Origin of the sequence: Pseudidiomarina aestuarii, from assembly GCF_003987355.1 — a bacterium.
In the GTDB taxonomy this organism is placed as follows: domain Bacteria; phylum Pseudomonadota; class Gammaproteobacteria; order Enterobacterales; family Alteromonadaceae; genus Pseudidiomarina; species Pseudidiomarina aestuarii.
In genome coordinates this window covers 381,371-399,655 of the sequence record NZ_PIPR01000001.1, presented here as the reverse complement: position 1 = coordinate 399,655, position 18,285 = coordinate 381,371, and the positions used below count along the sequence as shown (strand labels likewise).

The following is an 18,285-nucleotide window of genomic DNA, read 5'->3' as shown; positions in this document are numbered from 1 at the left end:
CGCTCTTTCCGCCTTAGGCAATCCGTTTTGATACTGCAACTTGCCAGCTTTGTGGCAATCTGGAAAGTATTTTTAAAAACCAACCGAACACTCTCGGAAAGGTAATATCTGTTCGATTCGCTTTTATACCCTGCCGAATCGCTTTCGAGGCAAACTCCACACTTACGCGCATTGGCATTTCGAAGTCATTCGCGTCGGTCATGGGTGTTTCAACAAAACCAGGCGACACCGTCTGCACACGGATGCCTCTATCTGCCAGATCAACTTGCAGACTGCGTGCGATATATTGCAGCGCAGCTTTGGAACTACCGTAAGCTTCCGCTCTGGTGAATGGCAGCAAGCGTGCTGTACTGCCCACAAACACCAACTTGGCACCGCGCCGAAGATTTGGCAACAGTGCCTCGACACAGCGCAATGTACCGAAGATATTCACCTCATATACGCGCTCGAACATAGCTGTCGAGAAGGTCTCAATGTCGACATACTCACAGACACCTGCCGATAAAATAACGACGTCCAAGTCTAAATAAGTCTTCAATACATTTTGTGTGGCTTCAACATCAGTCACATCCAACTGTTGGCCAGCTATGTTGTTCGGGAATTGAGCAACCAATGCGGCTAAGGACTCTTGATTGCGCCCGCAGGCTACCACGTGGTGCCCAGCGGCTGCATAATCCAAAGCAACCTGCTTACCGATACCTGAGGTCGCTCCAGTGATTAAAATATTCATAGTGCCCCCTAGTCCTTCAGCACTAAACGTTGTTTCACTTTGTCGATCACAAAGCCAAGTAGTGCGATATGTTCGTAGAGCATGGCTCCGAGGTCGTAATAATCTTGTTGCTTGCGGATCTTATTATCCCGTATGTGTAATTCGCTAACACCAGGGACCACAATTTCTCGCCCTTTCGCTAACTTCGGATGGATGAGCCGCATTTGCCATGTTAAGAACTGCACTTCGTTGTCACCGCGCTGCTCGTCAAAGGCGAAATGACATTGAGATACACCGGCCATGGTATGCTTGAAATACGCTTTGAGATCGTCAAGGCCATTGGTTTGATGAATGGGGTCAATAAAAGTGACATCCTCTGTATAAATGTCACCTAACTTATCTAAACTACTTTCCGCAAATTCATCATAGAATTGTCGTAGCTTTTCGATGATAGGTGCGGCGTCTTTATTATTTGAACTCATATTCGCCTCCTTTACGTTGCATCAACGGTTACGTGCCTTATCAGAGTGCCTTGAATGCACTCAAAAATGCTTCTCTAGCCTCACTATGGTCGACCATGGGTGCGGGGTAATCACTGTTTCCGCTTGCTTGTAACCATAGCATGGGTGCATGAATCTGCTTGGTTGGACAATCCCTCAGTTCTGGAATCCATTTACGAATGTAGGATCCATCAGGATCAACCTTTTCGCTCTGGCGAGTGGGATTAAACACGCGAAAATAAGGGACTGCGTCGGTACCTGTTGAGGCGCTCCACTGCCACCCCCCGTTGTTGGCGGGGAAACTGCCATCTATTAGGTTCTGCATAAAGTATCGTTCGCCCTTGCGCCAATCAATACGCAGGTCTTTCACCAAAAAATTAGCAACAATCATACGCACTCGATTATGCATCCACCCCTCGTGTTTCAGTTGGCGCATACCAGCATCCACAATCGGAAACCCTGTTTGTCCGTCACACCAGCGCTGAAAATCATCTTTTGCGTCTCGCCACGGAAAGGCATCGGTATGTTGTTGAAATGCTTTGCCATAACTCAGCCGTGGAATATGACACATCAAGTGTTGGTAGAACTCACGCCACGCCAGTTCAGTGAGCCAAGTATCGGCACCCTGTTCCAAACCATATGGAAACTCTGGACTCAGTTTTTGGAGCGCACGCGCTGCCGTCACGGGTCCCAGACAACCTAATTCCCAATACGGTGATAACCGAGAGGTGGTATCTAGTGCTGGGAAATCACGCTCAGCATCATAGTCTTGGACATGTTCCTCGATATATCGTTGCAAAGCTCGTCGGCAATTTTCCTCCCCGACAACCCATGTGGAAGAATCTCGACGTGGTCCAGGACAGGTGGGCATCGGTTCTAACTGCAACGGCTGCGTAATCCGATTCCAACTTTTCAGAGGCGCGATGCCGGTAAGCGCCAGATGTTCGCGCCAAGCACGATTGAATGGTGTGAACTTTTGATAAACGTTCCCTTGCTGGGTTTTCACTACCGGTGGCACAAGTAATAGGCCGTGATGTAATTGCAGACTACATTCATTGTCAGTGAGCCATTTGCCAACAGCTCTATCTCGTCGTTGTTCATGCACTGGGTATTCAGCATTGGCGTGCACTTGACTGAGTTGATGACGTTGGCAGAATTGCAAAACCGTCTTCGGTGCGGCTCGCCAGTCATCCGCTATTTCAATATCAAGTAAAATTCCAAATTCAGCCAATTCCTGCCGAAATTGCTCAAGGTGACGCCACAACAAATCAATCTTGATGGGAGCCCAATCATGCAATTCCCATTGTTTCGGACACGCGATATACAAAGCATGCACTACAGCTTCAGAATCGTGTGCTCGCGAACTTTCAAGTGCAGCAGTAACAGCCGGATTGTCCAACCGCCGTAAATCACCTCGAAACCAAATACCTGTGTTCATTAGAGTGCATACCTTAGTTTTAAGTCGTTGGGATACGGGTCAATATATCGCTGTCTTGCCAAATAGGTGTTCGGATACTCACGCAGATAATGACGGATCAGCGTCAGTGGAGCTAACAACGGTTGTTCACCCTGTCGGTATGCCAAGATCAAGTCACTTAATTCCTGTTTTTGTGCGGCCGACAATTGGGATTTAAAATAGCCTTGGATATGTTGCAACACATTGGTGTGGTTGGCACGTGACGCCGGTTTACTCAGCGCCGTCATCACTTGCCTAATGTACGCTTCTGCGATGTCTTCTGTGATAGTTTGGCAATCGGCAACAAAACGTCCAAGTGCGCGATATAACGCTTGATCATGAGCTAACAGCAGCAGCTTTAAATCGGTGTGGAAATTTACCAAAGTTGCTTTATCAAGTTGTGTTTTAATGTTTTGCCATGCCGCATATACAAAAACACGTAATACAAAGTTTTCACGCAAATGGGAGTCATTGAGTCTGCCATCCTCCTCAATTGGTATTGCTGGGTGTAATTCCCGCAACCGGCGAACAAAAATCCCTTCGCCTTCTTTGCGGGCATGCCCCGTCTCAGGGTTATACAATTTCACCCGTTCCATGCCACAACTCGGTGATTTCGCGCACAGCACATAACCACTGATTTGGCGTAAGTGAGATTGCGCGCGGTCAGCAAAATCACGCAGCGCTTCAGTCACATCAGCTCCGGTTTTGGGGATGATGGCACGGATATCCTCGCCATGCTGTTCCAAACGAATGGTGGGTCGAGGAATTGGAAGTCCGATACCCACCTCAGGACAAAGCTTGATAAATTCGACATGTCGGCTCAATTCGTCCGCGCAAAATGCTGACTTTTTGTGACCGCCGTCGTAACGAACTAAATCACCGAGCAAACACGCACTGATTCCAACTTTAATCGCAGCCATAACATTCCTTGCCAACTGATCGTGACTTTCGACTTCAACAAATATAGACAGGTAACCATACCGCACATCCCAAGCCGTTTTAGCTTACGCAAAAATACCCGAAAAGTTCAGCTTTTCATTGAACCAAAGTCATTAAATCCGCGTAAGTTGGACAGTAAGTAATCAATTCGTTTGAACAGCTGCTGTATGAGTAGCTGTAACGCAGTACGAGTAGAGGCGTCATCTATGAGTCACGAACCCATGCAGGTTCCACTGTTTCCATTATCTGCGCATGTGCTGCCGGGCGGGCGGTTGCGTCTGCGAATCTTTGAAAGTCGCTATTTGCGGATGGTCAAAGAAGCTTGTTCAACTCAGCCTTCCGGATACATCGGAATGTGTATGTTTAACGACGCCGGAAGTGTAGAGCAAAATACGCACATTCATCCAATCGGAACATTGGCTCGCGTCATTGACTTCGAAACGCTCCCTGACGGTCTTCTTGGCATCACCGTTGAAGGCGAGCAATGCTTTAAATTGAGTGAAGTAACAACGGCCGCGGATGGATTGCGTATCGGTACCGTCGAAGCTCAAGCCTTGTGGCCGACGATGCCATTGACCCATGAAGACGCACTACTCGCAGAGCAGCTCGCGAAAGTATACGAGAGTTATCCTGAACTTGAGGGGAGTAAATGTCCCCAACAGATGCAGCAAGCGGATTGGATTTGTATGCGTTGGTTGGAGTTGTTGCCAATCTGTGCCAGTACCAAACAAGAACTTTTACAACAGAATGATTGTTCGGAAGCATTGAGTTTTTTACGCCAATTAGTTCAAGAAAGTGACCAATAAACATTTTTTTAAGCTATAGTGATCAAAGTTAGACAAGAAGGCGTAATAGACTTTACTTGAGGAAAAAATCAGCAGGTATAGACTATGCAGTCAGTGATTGAATCACCCACAAAACGGAAACCTATGTCCTCTGCGCAGCCAGATAGTGCTGAATACGCTGCTGAGCTTCTCTCTCGCATTGCAGCATCCAGAAGTCGTCAAGCTTTTGCGGAATTGTTCAAACATTTTGCCCCAAAGCTCCAGGCCTATGCTACCCGTCAGTTCGGTAATGAACAAACGGCCATGGACCTGGTTCAAGAAACAATGACGAATGTATGGCACAAGGCACACTTATTCAAACCAGATCGCGGTTCCGCTGCGACCTGGATTTTTACTATTGCACGAAACATTCGTTTTGATTTCTTACGCAAGAATAAACACCGGCAATATGATTTGAGCGCTGACGATTTATGGCCGGTATTAGCAGAAACAAACGAATCGCTAGATGACGACTACGCATTAGACGATGACCTGCTCTTGCAGCAGTTAGCTGTATATTGCGAAAGTCTCCCAATCGCCCAAAAAGAGGTGGTTGAACTCATTTATATCGAGGGCAAGTCGCAGCAAGAAGTCGCTGACGCACTCGAAATCCCGTTGGGTACAGTGAAGTCTCGTACTCGGCTTGCGCTTCAAAAACTGAAAGAGTTGATTAAGACTGATGATTAAATCACATCCTCACGAACAATTATTGGTGCAGTATGCTACAGGTGAATTGAACCCTGCCATGCTTGTAATGATTGGTACGCACGTTGATATGTGTCCACAGTGCCAGCAGCACGTTGCTGACATTGAAGAACAAATCGCGCTGAAAGTGCTCGGTGAACGAGTTACTGACGCTGCGTTGCCGAATACGGTGGTTGACTCCATGCTAGAGTCAATTATGAACTCACCTGCTCCGATCCAAGTCCGAGCAGAGGCAGCACGCGATTACATCTCTTTAGAAGGTAAGCGGTTTGCGCTACCAGCGACGTTAGCGCGTAACGAGCATCGCATTGGTCAATGGCACCACATGGTGAGCAAGTTGTGGCGTGCGCCAGTCGATATTGGTAACGGCGAAATGTTGAACTTAATCTACATGGCGGATGGTGCACAAGTTCCAGAGCACACGCACAAGGGTCGTGAAGCAACGCTAGTCATCAACGGTGTGTTCAATGACGAATTCAACGAGTATCGCGACGGTGACTTTATCTTGTTAGACGAACACCACAAGCATACTCCGCAAACACAAGGCGAAGATTGCTTAACGTTGGCAACGCTTGATGCTCCAATGCATTTTACAGCGGGTATCAGTCGCTTGTTGAATCCATTCAGCAGTCTATTCTTCCGCTAGACTGGTAACATATAAAACAAATGCCGACTCCACAGTGATGTGGCGTCGGCATTTTTGTTTCTGTATGTTTCTAGACCTGTGCTTTTGCTTTTCACACCCCAAGCAAATCGCTATAGTCGGAAGGTATTTACTAACCTTCCAGAGATAATAACTATGATCAAACGAACGCTTATCGCACTGGCGATTGTCAGTGCAACGGCTCATGCTAATGAAGGCATGTGGATGCCACAGCAATTACCTGAAATTGCCGCGGAATTAAAAGCTACAGGACTTGAACTTAACCCGAGTGATTTAACCAAACTCACTGAATTTCCGATGGGTGCGATTGTCAGCCTTGGTGGTTGTTCTGCGTCATTTGTATCACCACAAGGCTTGGTAGCAACCAACCACCACTGTGTTTATAACAGTATTGCGCACAACTCAACTCCAGAAAATGATCTGCTTGCGAACGGCTTTCTAGCAAGCACTATCCATGACGAATTACCCGCGGCTCCAGGCAGTCGTATTTATGTCACTAAAGAGGTGACACAAGTCACAGAACAAATTATTGATAGCGATACGGCTCAATTGGATGGTAAAGCGCGCTTAGATGCCATCGAAGCGAATCAAAAGCGATTAGTTGCCGAATGTGAAGCTGACGCTGGACACCGTTGTCGTGTGGCTGGTTACTATGGCAGCCTTGAATATTTTTTAATTAAACAACTGGAAATTAAAGACGTCCGTTTGGTTCACGCTCCAGCTGAGGGCGTTGGTAAATTTGGCGGCGATACCGACAACTGGATGTGGCCCCGGCATACAGGCGATTACAGCTTTTTACGTGCTTACGTAACTCCCGAAGGTGAGTCAGCTGAATATCACGAAGACAACGTACCTTATGCACCTGACTTTCATCTGGAACTCGCTTCAAGTCCATTAAATGAAGGCGACTTTGTCATGGCGCTCGGTTACCCGGGCAGCACCAATCGTCACCGCCTTCCTTCTGAAGTGGAATCAACCTTTGAGTGGAGTTACCCTAAAACGGTCGAGAATTTCACCACGCAGCTAGCGATTATTGATTCTGTAACAGCAACCAATAAGGATGCTGAACTGAAATATGCTAGCCGTGTTGCAGGCTTGAACAATTACCTGAAAAATCGTCAGGGAATGCTCGATAGTTATGGTGAAGGCGAAATGCTTGAGCGCAAGCGCGCAGAACATGCCGCGTTGACCGATTGGGTCATGAGCTCGGAATCAAATCGCGAAGCTTACGCTGATGATCTCGAAGCCATCGAATCGTTGCTCGCGGAGTCACAAGCACAGAGCCGCGCAGACTATTATTTAAATAACGCAAGCCCGCGACTGCTTGGTGTTGCGCGAGCATTGTATCGCCTCGCCGAAGAACAGCAGAAGCCAGATAGCGACCGTGACCTCGGCTATCAGGAACGCGACCTGCCGCGCTTTGAAGCGTTCTTGCGTGGTATGGAGCGCAACTTTGATGTTGAAGTCGAAAAAGCACTCGATTTTCATAACCTCAGTGCCTATGCAAACCTTCCAGAAGCAGAGCGGAATGCTGATTTTGATCAGCAAATGGGTATCAGTAATAACATGAGTGACGCGGATATTCGTAATCTCATCGATAGCTGGTATGCCAATACCACACTACTCGATCTTGAAGCTCGGTTAGAGCTACTGAAGCAATCACCCGCACAAATGGCGGATACCGACGATGCATTTGTACGCGCTGCAGTTGGGCTCTATGCATTTGATCGGGAACGCGAAGCGGAACGTGAAGAACGTGGCGGTAAAATTCAGCAAGCCTATGCTAGCTACATGCGCGCAAAAATCGCCTATATGAACAGCCAAGGTGAAGCCGTTTACCCAGATGCTAACAGTACTTTACGCGTTACCTTCGGAACTGTTGAAGGCCGCGGTCATGGTACCTATGACGGCACGGCCTGGACAGCTTTTACGACATTGCGTGGCATCACCGAGAAAGCTACTGGGGAGGGCGAGTTTAATGCGCCGGCCAATCAATTAGCTGCTATCGCTGCTAAAGACTATGGCGATTATTATGTCGAATCGCTTGATTCAGTTCCGGTGAACTTCTTGGCAACACTGGACATTACCGGCGGCAATTCAGGTTCTGCGGTGCTCAATAGTAAAGGCGAGTTTGTTGGGTTGGCCTTTGACGGCACACTCGACTCGATTATCTCAGATTGGGATTTCAATCTCGATAATACCCGCTCTATTCAAGTCGATTGGCGCTTTATGCTGTGGCAAATGAAGCACGTTGATAAAGCGGATAATTTACTCAAGGAACTTGGCGTCGAGTAACCTCGACGCCTTGCTTTTTGAGTTGAGAATAAAACGAGAGAGGATTAGTCAGGTTTAGCGCTACTCACGCGTTGTTTCAACTTTTGGCCGGGCCGAAAAGTCACAACGCGACGTGCTGAAATGGGGATGTCTTCTCCGGTTTTTGGATTACGGCCAGGACGTTCGTTCTTGGTCCGTAGCTCAAAATTTCCAAAACCAGACAATTTCACTGGTTCACCATTTTCTAACGAATGCCGAATGGCTTCAAAAAAATGCTCTACCAATTCCTTTGCATCACGTTTGTTGATACCGTGCTTGTCGAACAAACGCTCGGCCATTTCTGCCTTTGTTAGCGCCATAATGCTCACTCCCGTAGGGTTGCCCCAAACTCAGCTGTCAACATCTCCACCACTATTTTGATTGTGGCATTGATCTCTTGTTCTTCGAGGGTGCGCTCTGGGTGCTGTAATGTCAATGACAACGCAAGACTGCGATGCCCTTCTGCGACCCCAGGCCCCTGATAAACATCAAATAAGTTTAGGCCAACTAAATGATTTACGCCAATATTTTCAATGGCCGCAATCACTTCGCCTGCTGCAATCGATTGCTTCAACACTACCGCGATATCGCGTCGAATGGACGGGAACTTCGATACACCGACAGCCTGCGGTAAACGTCGCTCAGTCACCGCTGCTAATTCAAGTTCAAATACGTAAGTGCGACCATTCAGGCCAAGTTTCTTCTCGAACTGAGGATGAATAGCTCCCACCCAACCAATGCGCTTCTCGGCAGCAAAAATAGCAGCTGATTGACCTGGATGCAGCGCTGGGTGATGATCTTCAACAAAGCGGCACGTTCCTTCAATGCCTCGATTTGCCAACAGTGCTTCGACATCACCCTTGATATCGTAAAAGTCGACCGCCCGCTCACCTTCACTCCAATGTTCTGCCGCCGCTTTTCCCGCGCGAATACCGGCAACCATGGCTTGCTGATGCACACCGTTTTCTGCTTGCGGGTCCGGTACAAACCGAAGACCCGTTTCACAGAAGGCCAATACCGGTTGCTGACGCTTTTGGTTATGAGTGACTGCACCAATCAGACCGGGCCATAAACTCACACGCATCGATGACATATCTAATGAAATAGGGTACGGCAGAGTTAATGCTGCAATGTCGTCAAACAACATCGCTTGATGCTTAGGGTCGACAAAGCTATAGGTAATCGCTTCTTGGTAACCTCGGTCAATCAACAGACGCTTAACGTTATCAGCGCTACTGCGACGTTCTTGGCGCGGAATCATCCGTAATTGCGCCGCTGGTGCTGATGCTTGAATACGATGATAACCGTAGATTCGCGCCACTTCTTCGATCAGGTCTTCTTCAATACTGATGTCGAATCGGAACGTCGGCACAGTAACATCCCAACCAGCATCCGTAGTAACCACTTTGAAGCCAAGTCGCTCTAGAATTTCAGTGACTTCCTCAGCAGCGATAGTTATGCCTAGTACTTTCTGTAATCGTTCAGCACGCAAAGTGACTTGAGCTGGCTTAGGTAACTGCTCTGAGGCAACCGCTTCGACAATAGGGCCCGGCTCACCGCCACAAATTTCAATCAATAGTGCAGTTGCGCGTTCCATCGCGTCGCGCTGCAATTCAGGATCGACACCACGCTCATAGCGATGCGAGGCATCTGTATGCAAACCAAAACGACGAGCACGCCCTGCTATTGCGTTCGGGCTGAAGAAGGCAGACTCTAGAAATATATCTTGTGACGTGTCGCTCACGCCGCTGTCTTCACCACCGAAAACACCAGCCATAGCAAGCGCTTTACTCTCATCAGCAATCACCAGGACATCGTCTTGAAGGGTGACTTCTTGACCGTCCAACAAGGTTAACGTTTCACCTTGCAGCGCCATACGAACATGAATAGAACCGTCAATTTTAGCCAAATCAAAGGCGTGCATCGGATGCCCTAACTCGAGCAAAATGTAGTTGGTTACATCAACCACTGCATCAATACTGCGTACACCACTGCGACGCAACCGCTCTTGCAACCACAGCGGTGATGGCGCTTTTACATTAATCCCGCGCACGACTCGACCTAAATAACGTGGACACGCTGCAGGAGCGTCCAAGATAATAGCTCGTTCGTCATTAATGGATGGCTTCACCGCTTCAATAATCGGTTCAGTGACCGGTAATCGGTTGAGCACGCCTACTTCGCGAGCGATACCGCGAACGCCCAAGCAATCCGCACGATTCGGTGTTAAATCTACATCTAAAGTGACATCGTCTAAGCCTAAATACTCGCGATAGTCTTGCCCGAGCGGTGCATCTTTCGGAAGTTCCAAAATACCATCATGGTCATCACTCAAACCCAGTTCTGACGCTGAGCACAGCATGCCATTCGACGGCTGCCCACGTAATTTTGCTTTCTTAATTTTAAAGTCGCCCGGTAACACGGCACCAACAGTCGCCACAGCAACTTTAAGTCCGGCTCGGCAATTGGGTGCGCCACAGACGATCGTTTGCAATTCATCGGTACCAATATTGACTTCGGTCACTTGCAACTTATCGGCATCTGGATGCTGCCAACACTTCACCACTTCACCGACTACAACACCTGAGAAATGCTCTGCGACCGGCTCAATACCGTCAACTTCGAGTCCTGCCATGCTGAGTTGTTCCGATAACTCTAAGCTCGACAATGTTGGGTTTACCCAGGTCCGTAACCACTGTTCACTGAATTTCATTTGTTCACCTGGTCTTAGTTGAATTGTTTTAAGAAGCGGACGTCATTCTCGAAGAATGCGCGTAAATCATTCACGCCGTAACGTAGCATCGTTAGGCGTTCGACTCCCATGCCGAACGCGAATCCAGTATATTTTTCACTATCAATACCAACCGCTTGTAAAACACTCGGATGAACCATGCCACAACCTAATACTTCCAACCATTGACCGTCTTTACGGCGCACATCTACTTCAGCGGAAGGCTCTGTAAATGGGAAATAGGATGGACGAAAGCGCACTTCTAACGACTCCTCAAAGAAGTTCACCAAGAAGTCTTCTAAGATCCCTTTCAATTGAGTGAAACTCACATCTGTGTCGATCATTAACCCTTCGACTTGATGGAACATCGGCGTGTGCGTCTGATCATAGTCATTACGATACACACGACCCGGCGAAATGATCCGTAGCGGTGGTTGTTCTTTCTCCATAGTACGGATTTGGACACCGGAGGTCTGTGTACGCAGCATCGTATTCGCATCGAAATAGAATGTGTCGTGGTCAGCGCGAGCCGGATGATTCGCTGGAATATTCAACGCATCAAAATTATGGAATGCATCTTCCACTTCCGGTCCCTCGACCACACGAAAGCCAAGGTCACCGAAAAAAGCTTCAATACGCTGAATGGTTTTAGTTACGGGATGAAAGCCACCAACCTGACTACGACGTCCGGGCAAACTCACATCGATACGCTCTGCGGCCAGCTTTGCGTTAAGCTCAGCTTGTTTCAACTCGTCATTTCGCGCATTGATCAAACCTTGCACTTGTTGCTTGGCTTGATTGATGGTTTGACCTGCAGCAGGACGTTCCTCTGCACTGAGTGCTCCTAGGCTCTTGAGCTGCTCAGTTAAGCGCCCTTTTTTACCTAAATAATCGACCCGAACTTGATCCAGTGCTTGCGGCGATTCGGCAGCCGCTACAGCAGCTTCTGCAGCTGCTACGATGTCATTTAACTCCATGACGTTCCTCAGTGGTGGTCCATAGCTTACAAAGTCGCCTATGATAACGAAAATGCACAAAAAAAGGGAGCATCTCTGCTCCCTTTTTCACAACCTATACCCGCTTACAGAGAGCTTTTTGCTTTCTCTACCAACGCAGCAAAACCATTTTGGTCGTGCACAGCGATGTCAGCTAGGATTTTACGATCGATTTCTACAGATGCCTTTTTCAAGCCATTGATAAAGCGGCTGTATGACAAACCGTTTTGACGCGCTGCAGCGTTGATACGAACAATCCACAATTGACGGAATTGACGTTTCTTCGCACGGCGGTCGCGGTATGCGTACTGACCTGCTTTGATAACAGCTTGCTTCGCGACGCGATAAACGCGACTACGAGCACCATAATAACCTTTCGCCTGCTTCAGGACTTTCTTGTGACGCGCGCGCGCTGTCACACCACGTTTTACTCGTGCCATTTTTTAAATCTCCTTCCTTAAGCGTACGGTAACATACGAGCGACAAGTGGAACGTCAGCTACATGTACCATGCTTTTAGCACGGAGATGACGCTTACGCTTTGAGCTCTTCTTAGTCAGGATGTGGCGCAAGTGTGATTGCTTGCATTTAAAGCCGCCTGAAGCGGTTTTCTTAAAGCGCTTGGAAGCGCCTTTATTGGATTTCATTTTCGGCATGAAAATTACTCCGCATTGTTAATAAAAGTGTAACAGGGTGAGTTTGGTTATTGGTTACAACAACCGCCCTACTTGCGAACCACAGTTACTTCTTAACAGGGGCCAGCACCATAATCATCTGGCGACCCTCAGCACGTCTTGGGAACGATTCGACGGTCGAGATTTCTTGTAAATCGTCTTTAATACGATTCAACAAATCAATCCCGAGGTCTTGGTGTGCCATTTCCCGGCCACGGAAACGGATAGTGACTTTAGTTTTGTCACCTCCCTCCAGAAAGCGAGTCAGGTTGCGTAGTTTTACCTGATAATCGCCTTCATCAGTTCCAGGCCGGAATTTGACTTCCTTCACCTGGATCTGCTTCTGGTTTTTCTTTTGCTCTTTCTGGTTCTTCGCTTTCTCGTAGAGGAACTTGCCATAATCCATCAAACGACAGACAGGTGGTTCAGCGTTTGGACTGATCTCCACCAAATCAACACCAGCTTCTTCAGCCAATGTAAGAGCTTCTTGAATACTTACGACACCAATCTGTTCGGCTTCAACGCCAATCAAACGTACTTCGTTGACGCGAATTTCTTCATTAATCCGATTTTTGTCACCAGCTTTCTGAGTTCTTTTTCCGCCTTTAATGGGTTATTCCTCCAACAAGTTAACTAATCTTGCGTGTATTTACATCGTCTGTGAGTAGCTCAATAAACTCGTTGAGCCCTTTCACACCGTGGTCTTCGCCACGACGAGTACGTACCGCAACCGCTTGGTTTTCGACTTCTTTATCGCCGACAACCAATAAATATGGAACACGTTTTAAAGTGTGCTCGCGGATTTTAAAGCCTATTTTCTCATTTCTCAAGTCAGCTGTTGCTCTAAAGCCCAGTTTTGTCAGTTCTTTCACGATATTTTTAGCGTAATCCGCCTGATTATCGGTAATATTCATGACAACAACTTGGTTTGGCGCCAGCCACGTTGGGAAATAACCCGCATACTCTTCAATGAGAATACCCATGAAGCGCTCGAGAGACCCTAAAATCGCGCGGTGAATCATCACCGGCACGTGTCTTTCGTTGTTCTCGCCAACATAGGTTGCACCTAATCGACCAGGCAACGCAAAATCGAGCTGTACTGTACCACATTGCCATGCCCGACCGATACAGTCGTGCAAGGTAAATTCGATTTTAGGGCCGTAAAACGCCCCTTCTCCGGGCAAATACTCAAAATCGATGCCATTATTCTTCAAAGCTTGAGCCAAAGCGGCCTCAGAGCGGTCCCACGTGGCATCGTCACCCAATCGTTTTTCAGGACGAGTCGACAGTTTCACAACAATGTCGTTAAAACCGAATGTTTTATAGGTTTCATAGACCATTTTGATACAGCCGCTGACTTCTTCCTGTATTTGCTCTTCCGTACAGAAAATATGGGCGTCATCTTGTGTGAAACCACGAACGCGCATCAATCCATGCAAAGCACCTGACGGCTCATTCCGATGGCAACAACCGAACTCAGCCATGCGCAAAGGTAAATCACGGTAGGATTTCAAACCTTGATTAAAGATTTGTACGTGGCCTGGGCAATTCATCGGCTTCACTGCGTATTCACGGTTTTCTGAAGAAGTGGTAAACATCAATTCAGAGAACTTCTCCCAGTGACCAGAACGTTCCCATAAGACGCGATCCATCATTAATGGGCCTTTCACCTCTTGGTAACGATACTCACGCAGTTTTTGCCGAACATAGCGCTCCAACTCAAGGAAAATGGTCCAGCCGTTGTTGTGCCAGAACACCATTCCCGGCGCTTCTTCTTGCCAGTGAAACAAGTCTTGGGTTTTACCGATCTTGCGATGGTCGCGCTTCTCAGCTTCTTCCAAGCGTTGTAAATAGGCCTTTAATTGTTTCTTGTCGGTCCATGCAGTGCCATAGATGCGTTGCAGCATTTTATTGTCAGAGTCACCGCGCCAATATGCACCCGCTACCTTCATGATTTTGAAATGCTGACAAAATTTCATGTTGGGAACATGAGGTCCGCGGCACATATCAATATATTCTTCATGATGATACAGACCAGGGCGATCATCCTGGCTGATATCATCATCTAAAATTTCGACTTTGTAAGACTCATGTCTTTGTACAAAGGTTTCACGCGCTTCTTGCCAGCTGACCTTCTTCTTCACGACTTCGTATTCGGTCTTAGCAAGCTCTAGCATGCGTTGTTCAATGGCATTCAAGTCGTCTTGCGTTAACGATTTGTCGAGATCAACGTCGTAGTAAAAACCGTTATCAATAACTGGACCAATTGCCATTTTTACTTGTGGAAACAGCTGTTTGATGGCATGTCCTAACAAATGCGCACAAGAGTGACGAATAATATGCAGCCCATCTTCGTCTTTCGGCGTAATGATATGCAGTGTTGCGTCACTGGAGATTAGGTCACTAGCATCCGCAAGTTCACCATTAATACGACCAGCGACAGTGGCTTTTGCCAAACCGGGGCCGATATCTTGGGCGACGTCTAAAATGGAGACTGGGTTTTCATATGCGCGTTGACTACCGTCGGGAAGCGTTACTACAGGCATGACTTTATCCTTTAACAGTGGTGGCACCTACCAAGTGTCACTTGTGATTTTTAAAGCGAGTTTGAGTTCTCACGAATTAGCCCTCAACTATATCGTAGCCTGCGCATTGCTGCAATCCAAAATGGCCGCTAGAATAGCGCGCCATGGAAGCCTATATCGGTCATTTAGCCGCACTCACCGCTGCACTATTCTGGGCCATTGCCACGCTGCTATATAACCAAGCGGGTAGCTACCTGAATGCCGCACAATTGAACCTTGTCAAAGGCGCGGTCGCGTGTCCGTTATTATTCATCGCAGCATGGTTAACCGGTCAACTCTTGAGTTTTGACGGCAGCATTGCAGCATGGCTGTTACTGGCTAGTGGTGTGATTGGCATTACTATCGGCGATACCCTGTATTTTACTGCTTTGCGCCGGCTCGGCCCATGGCACACCATGCTACTGGAGTATTTGGCACCGCCTTTTGCGGCGTTGATTGCGTGGTGGTTCTTGAATGAAGGAATGGCTGCTGGCGAAATTATTGCTGCGCTGGTCATTATTGGTGGCATCGTCATTGTGCTTTCTGAACGTCAACCGGCCACGGTTACAAACGCTCAGTTGAGCCGTTCTGGCCTTGCAGCGGGTGTTGGCGCTGCATTGTGTCAAGCCATCGGCTTAGTCATGGCATTCCATGCGCTGACTGCCTTCGAAATGAATCCATTAAACGCCGCATTGTTGCGTATTTTTGCCGGTACCGTCGCACTAACGATCGCTTTGTTGGTGCTCAAACCCAGCCTTATTAGCTCAACTCGTTCTGCATTGCGTCATACATCGATACCATGGTTAGTGACAGCGATTGTACTGGGTACGTTCATTGCTATTTGGTTGCAACAAACCGCTATTGCTTTTGTGCACCCCGGCGTGGCGCAAACCTTGTTGGCAACCGCGCCGTTATGGTTGATACCTATTCAATGGTTTCTGCCAGCAGAACACGGTCGGCGCCGACTTTCGCTGCGCGCAATAGCCGGCGCATTACTTGCTGTTTGCGGAATTGCACTACTCTTCAATTAGTTAACTTTGTTAGCTTGATTACGGCAGGAAAATATCCAGTCCACGTACCATACTCACAAGTGAAAACTCTCAATAGGAAGGAGTTTAACTGAGGAGTACCTGTCATGAATGCTGAGAAATTACGTGATGCATCGGTACACTGCCCCATGTGCGGACATGCCGTGCATGTAATGCTTGACCCGAGTCAGGGCGACCAAGACTATCAGGATGAATGCCGCGCTTGCGGGCATGATATTCATCTACATCTCGAGGTCGATGAATTACACGATCAACTACGCCTCCGAGTGGAGGAATAACGAAAAGCGCAAAGCGATATTAGCTATTGGATATTAGTTACTCGCGACACAGGATCGAGTGTTTTCAAATAGCCAGTAACTAATAGCAATTAGCGACGCTCGAGGGTTCGTTCTACGGTGTCGACGATGGTGATTGTTTGTTGATCGAGTTCTAGATTCAGACGCGTTCCTACTTCGACGTTTGCTAAGTTGGTTAATCGCAGCGTTTCTGGAATTAAATGCAGCGAGAAACGATTGTCTTTAACCTGACCAATAGTAAGACTGGCGCCATTGACGCTGATGAAACCCTTAGCAAAAATATAGCGCATAAAATCTTCTGGAAATTCAATCCACATCGCCCAGTTATCATCGCTGATATCGAGTTGTGCAACCGTGCCGACACCGTGTATATGGCCAGACACATGATGCCCTCCTATTTCATCACCCACCTTCAACGACCGTTCGAAATTCACCACACTGCCCACGCTCAACTCACCGAGATTGGTTAAGCGCAAGGTTTCGTTAATAACATCGAAATTGACCGTTGTTTCGGTAAAGTGAACCACAGTGAGACAACAACCGTTTATGGCTATACTGGCACCGAGCTGAACGTTGACCAGAAACTGAGGTTCCACTTGCAAGCACAATTGGACGAACTCGCCACGCCGAGTCAGTGTTTTGACGGTGGCCTGCGTTTGGACAATACCTGTAAACATGAACCCATTCCATGAACGATGTGAGAGGACGATGATTGTAACCAGAACCACTCGATTTGGCTATGCATTCGGCCTACTTACACTGCTTTTCAGCCTAACTCTAAGCGGCTGTAGCGATACGCCGCCAGCACTTAAAGTTTTAGTCGATTATCGTGAACGCGTTGCCACACCACAAGATTTGCCGCTCCCAGCTTTGCAGTTACCTGCTGTAATTCGACCGCCAGAACCCCGCAAACTGCGTGTTGAAGTTCCGGATGTCACGGTTTCTCTGCTGGATTCGTTACGGTTAGATACCTGTGCTGCAGGCGCAAGTATCGTGCAGCGTAACTCGGCATTGGGGCGTTTAGAAACTGGTTTTCGACGTTACCACGGTGATTTAGAAATTATTGACCAATTAAATGACTGTTTAACCAGCTTAGATGATCCTAGTTCCGAACTCGGACAACGATTGCAGCAAGCACTCGCGGCTAAACGAGAGACTCTCCCACTGCTCAAGCAACGAGCTATCGCATCTGACGACGCATTACGACACGCCCTGACACCTGCTAATCAAAGTAGCGCTGACCTCTCGAATGAATCTCTGGCTGAGAGTTTGGATGCCTTTCAAGTGCTCCTGAATTTGCTTCAATACACCGAGGAGTCGGATCAAGTATTGATCAGTGCCGAGCGACTTGAGCGGGCCCTTGAAACCTTAGAACAAAATGAAGCACTCGGTTTATTGTGGCGCAATCAGCATGAATGGCTCCATGGGCTTGAGCAAAGTCACTCGTTAGTCATCGGTTCTGGAGAGCGCTCAGGCTGTTTGAGTGCTGGCACTCCGCAGCGTGCACAGGTACTCCGGACGGTCTTTAGTAAGTACTTTGCCGCTGAAGTGCAAGCACAAGTAGCACTCCTGATCGGCCATGCGTATCGCGTCAACCCGTTACTCACAGAGCTTCAAAAACACAGCAACCAAACGCTATTGGTTGATTATCTTACCGAGTTACAGGACCTATCGATCCAGTTGACTGCCGCGATTAAAACGCACGCCGAACATTGGCAACAATTCTTTCGTGACTGTGACTTCCAACCGGGCTCACAATCGTGATACTCTAATGCGAATGATTCTCACTACTTAAAATTAAAAGTGTTGTTCGTACGCTTCGCTGTTCGTTTTTCGACTAACGAATAACGAATAACGATTAACAAAT

19 protein-coding genes are annotated in these 18,285 nt (G+C 47.8%); 7 read left to right on the top strand and 12 right to left on the bottom strand.

From position 1 onward, the window contains the following. Nucleotides 1-13: 13 nt before the first annotated feature. From CWE22_RS01830 to CWE22_RS01815, 4 genes are read right to left on the bottom strand one after another with little or no spacing between them, the layout of a single operon-like run. A complete protein-coding gene (locus tag CWE22_RS01830) occupies nucleotides 14-730 on the bottom strand; it encodes an SDR family NAD(P)-dependent oxidoreductase (protein ID WP_169929697.1) in 717 nt (238 codons plus the stop codon). A gap of 8 nt (nucleotides 731-738) precedes the next feature. Then, complete coding sequence (locus CWE22_RS01825) at nucleotides 739-1,191, bottom strand: nuclear transport factor 2 family protein (protein ID WP_169929696.1); 453 nt, start codon at nucleotides 1,189-1,191, stop codon at nucleotides 739-741. Between the two features lie 40 nt (nucleotides 1,192-1,231). Further along, nucleotides 1,232-2,647 (bottom strand): cryptochrome/photolyase family protein, encoded by a 1,416-nt coding sequence (locus CWE22_RS01820; protein WP_169929695.1) that lies wholly within the window; start codon nucleotides 2,645-2,647, stop codon nucleotides 1,232-1,234. After that, nucleotides 2,647-3,585 (bottom strand): YbgA family protein, encoded by a 939-nt coding sequence (locus tag CWE22_RS01815; RefSeq protein WP_169929694.1) that lies wholly within the window; start codon nucleotides 3,583-3,585, stop codon nucleotides 2,647-2,649. Before CWE22_RS01815 ends, CWE22_RS01820 begins: the two co-directional genes overlap by 1 nt. A gap of 225 nt (nucleotides 3,586-3,810) precedes the next feature. On the opposite strand from CWE22_RS01815, the gene CWE22_RS01810 reads away from it, so the two are divergent. The 4 genes from CWE22_RS01810 (at nucleotide 3,811) to CWE22_RS01795 (ending at nucleotide 8,092) form a co-directional block, all read left to right on the top strand. Then, nucleotides 3,811-4,410, top strand: coding sequence for an LON peptidase substrate-binding domain-containing protein (locus tag CWE22_RS01810; RefSeq protein WP_244595928.1), 600 nt, complete (start codon nucleotides 3,811-3,813; stop codon nucleotides 4,408-4,410). Nucleotides 4,411-4,494: 84 nt separating this feature from the next. Further along, complete coding sequence (locus tag CWE22_RS01805; protein WP_169929693.1) at nucleotides 4,495-5,115, top strand: sigma-70 family RNA polymerase sigma factor; 621 nt, start codon at nucleotides 4,495-4,497, stop codon at nucleotides 5,113-5,115. Continuing rightward, a complete protein-coding gene (locus CWE22_RS01800; RefSeq protein WP_169929692.1) occupies nucleotides 5,108-5,779 on the top strand; it encodes a ChrR family anti-sigma-E factor in 672 nt (223 codons plus the stop codon). Before CWE22_RS01805 ends, CWE22_RS01800 begins: the two co-directional genes overlap by 8 nt. 153 nt (nucleotides 5,780-5,932) lie before the next feature. After that, nucleotides 5,933-8,092, top strand: a complete 2,160-nt coding sequence (locus CWE22_RS01795) for a S46 family peptidase (protein WP_244595927.1) — start codon at nucleotides 5,933-5,935, stop codon at nucleotides 8,090-8,092. Between the two features lie 44 nt (nucleotides 8,093-8,136). On the opposite strand, the gene CWE22_RS01790 is transcribed toward CWE22_RS01795, so the two are convergent. From CWE22_RS01790 to thrS, 7 genes are all read right to left on the bottom strand, one after another. After that, nucleotides 8,137-8,430: an integration host factor subunit alpha gene (locus CWE22_RS01790; protein WP_169929691.1), complete on the bottom strand. Its 294-nt coding sequence runs from the start codon at nucleotides 8,428-8,430 to the stop codon at nucleotides 8,137-8,139. A 5-nt stretch (nucleotides 8,431-8,435) separates the two neighbouring features. Beyond that, nucleotides 8,436-10,823, bottom strand: coding sequence for a phenylalanine--tRNA ligase subunit beta (pheT, locus tag CWE22_RS01785; RefSeq protein ID WP_169929690.1), 2,388 nt, complete (start codon nucleotides 10,821-10,823; stop codon nucleotides 8,436-8,438). Nucleotides 10,824-10,837: 14 nt separating this feature from the next. After that, nucleotides 10,838-11,818, bottom strand: a complete 981-nt coding sequence (pheS, locus tag CWE22_RS01780) for a phenylalanine--tRNA ligase subunit alpha (RefSeq protein ID WP_169929689.1) — start codon at nucleotides 11,816-11,818, stop codon at nucleotides 10,838-10,840. Nucleotides 11,819-11,922: 104 nt separating this feature from the next. Continuing rightward, a complete protein-coding gene (gene rplT / locus CWE22_RS01775) occupies nucleotides 11,923-12,276 on the bottom strand; it encodes a 50S ribosomal protein L20 (RefSeq protein WP_169929688.1) in 354 nt (117 codons plus the stop codon). Nucleotides 12,277-12,293: 17 nt separating this feature from the next. Beyond that, the gene (gene rpmI / locus CWE22_RS01770) at nucleotides 12,294-12,491 is read right to left on the bottom strand and encodes a 50S ribosomal protein L35 (RefSeq protein ID WP_169929687.1); all 198 of its coding nucleotides are present in this window, start codon (nucleotides 12,489-12,491) and stop codon (nucleotides 12,294-12,296) included. An 85-nt stretch (nucleotides 12,492-12,576) separates the two neighbouring features. Further along, on the bottom strand, nucleotides 12,577-13,119 hold the full coding sequence (gene infC / locus CWE22_RS01765; RefSeq protein WP_169930983.1) for a translation initiation factor IF-3: 543 nt from the start codon (nucleotides 13,117-13,119) through the stop codon (nucleotides 12,577-12,579). A 19-nt stretch (nucleotides 13,120-13,138) separates the two neighbouring features. Further along, a complete protein-coding gene (gene thrS / locus CWE22_RS01760; RefSeq protein ID WP_169929686.1) occupies nucleotides 13,139-15,055 on the bottom strand; it encodes a threonine--tRNA ligase in 1,917 nt (638 codons plus the stop codon). A 143-nt stretch (nucleotides 15,056-15,198) separates the two neighbouring features. Here thrS and CWE22_RS01755 point away from each other — a divergent pair, with 143 nt between their 5' ends. Then, nucleotides 15,199-16,104: a DMT family transporter gene (locus tag CWE22_RS01755; protein WP_169929685.1), complete on the top strand. Its 906-nt coding sequence runs from the start codon at nucleotides 15,199-15,201 to the stop codon at nucleotides 16,102-16,104. 104 nt (nucleotides 16,105-16,208) lie between these two features. Continuing rightward, nucleotides 16,209-16,400 carry a CPXCG motif-containing cysteine-rich protein gene (locus tag CWE22_RS01750; RefSeq protein ID WP_169929684.1) on the top strand — a complete coding sequence of 64 codons (192 nt, stop codon included), beginning with the start codon at nucleotides 16,209-16,211 and terminating at the stop codon, nucleotides 16,398-16,400. An 89-nt stretch (nucleotides 16,401-16,489) separates the two neighbouring features. Here CWE22_RS01750 and CWE22_RS01745 read toward each other — a convergent pair whose 3' ends face one another. Next, nucleotides 16,490-17,095 carry a riboflavin synthase subunit alpha gene (locus CWE22_RS01745; RefSeq protein WP_169929683.1) on the bottom strand — a complete coding sequence of 202 codons (606 nt, stop codon included), beginning with the start codon at nucleotides 17,093-17,095 and terminating at the stop codon, nucleotides 16,490-16,492. A gap of 31 nt (nucleotides 17,096-17,126) precedes the next feature. On the opposite strand from CWE22_RS01745, the gene CWE22_RS01740 reads away from it, so the two are divergent. Further along, a complete protein-coding gene (locus tag CWE22_RS01740) occupies nucleotides 17,127-18,182 on the top strand; it encodes a DUF3080 family protein (protein ID WP_169929682.1) in 1,056 nt (351 codons plus the stop codon). Nucleotides 18,183-18,285: the final 103 nt, after the last annotated feature.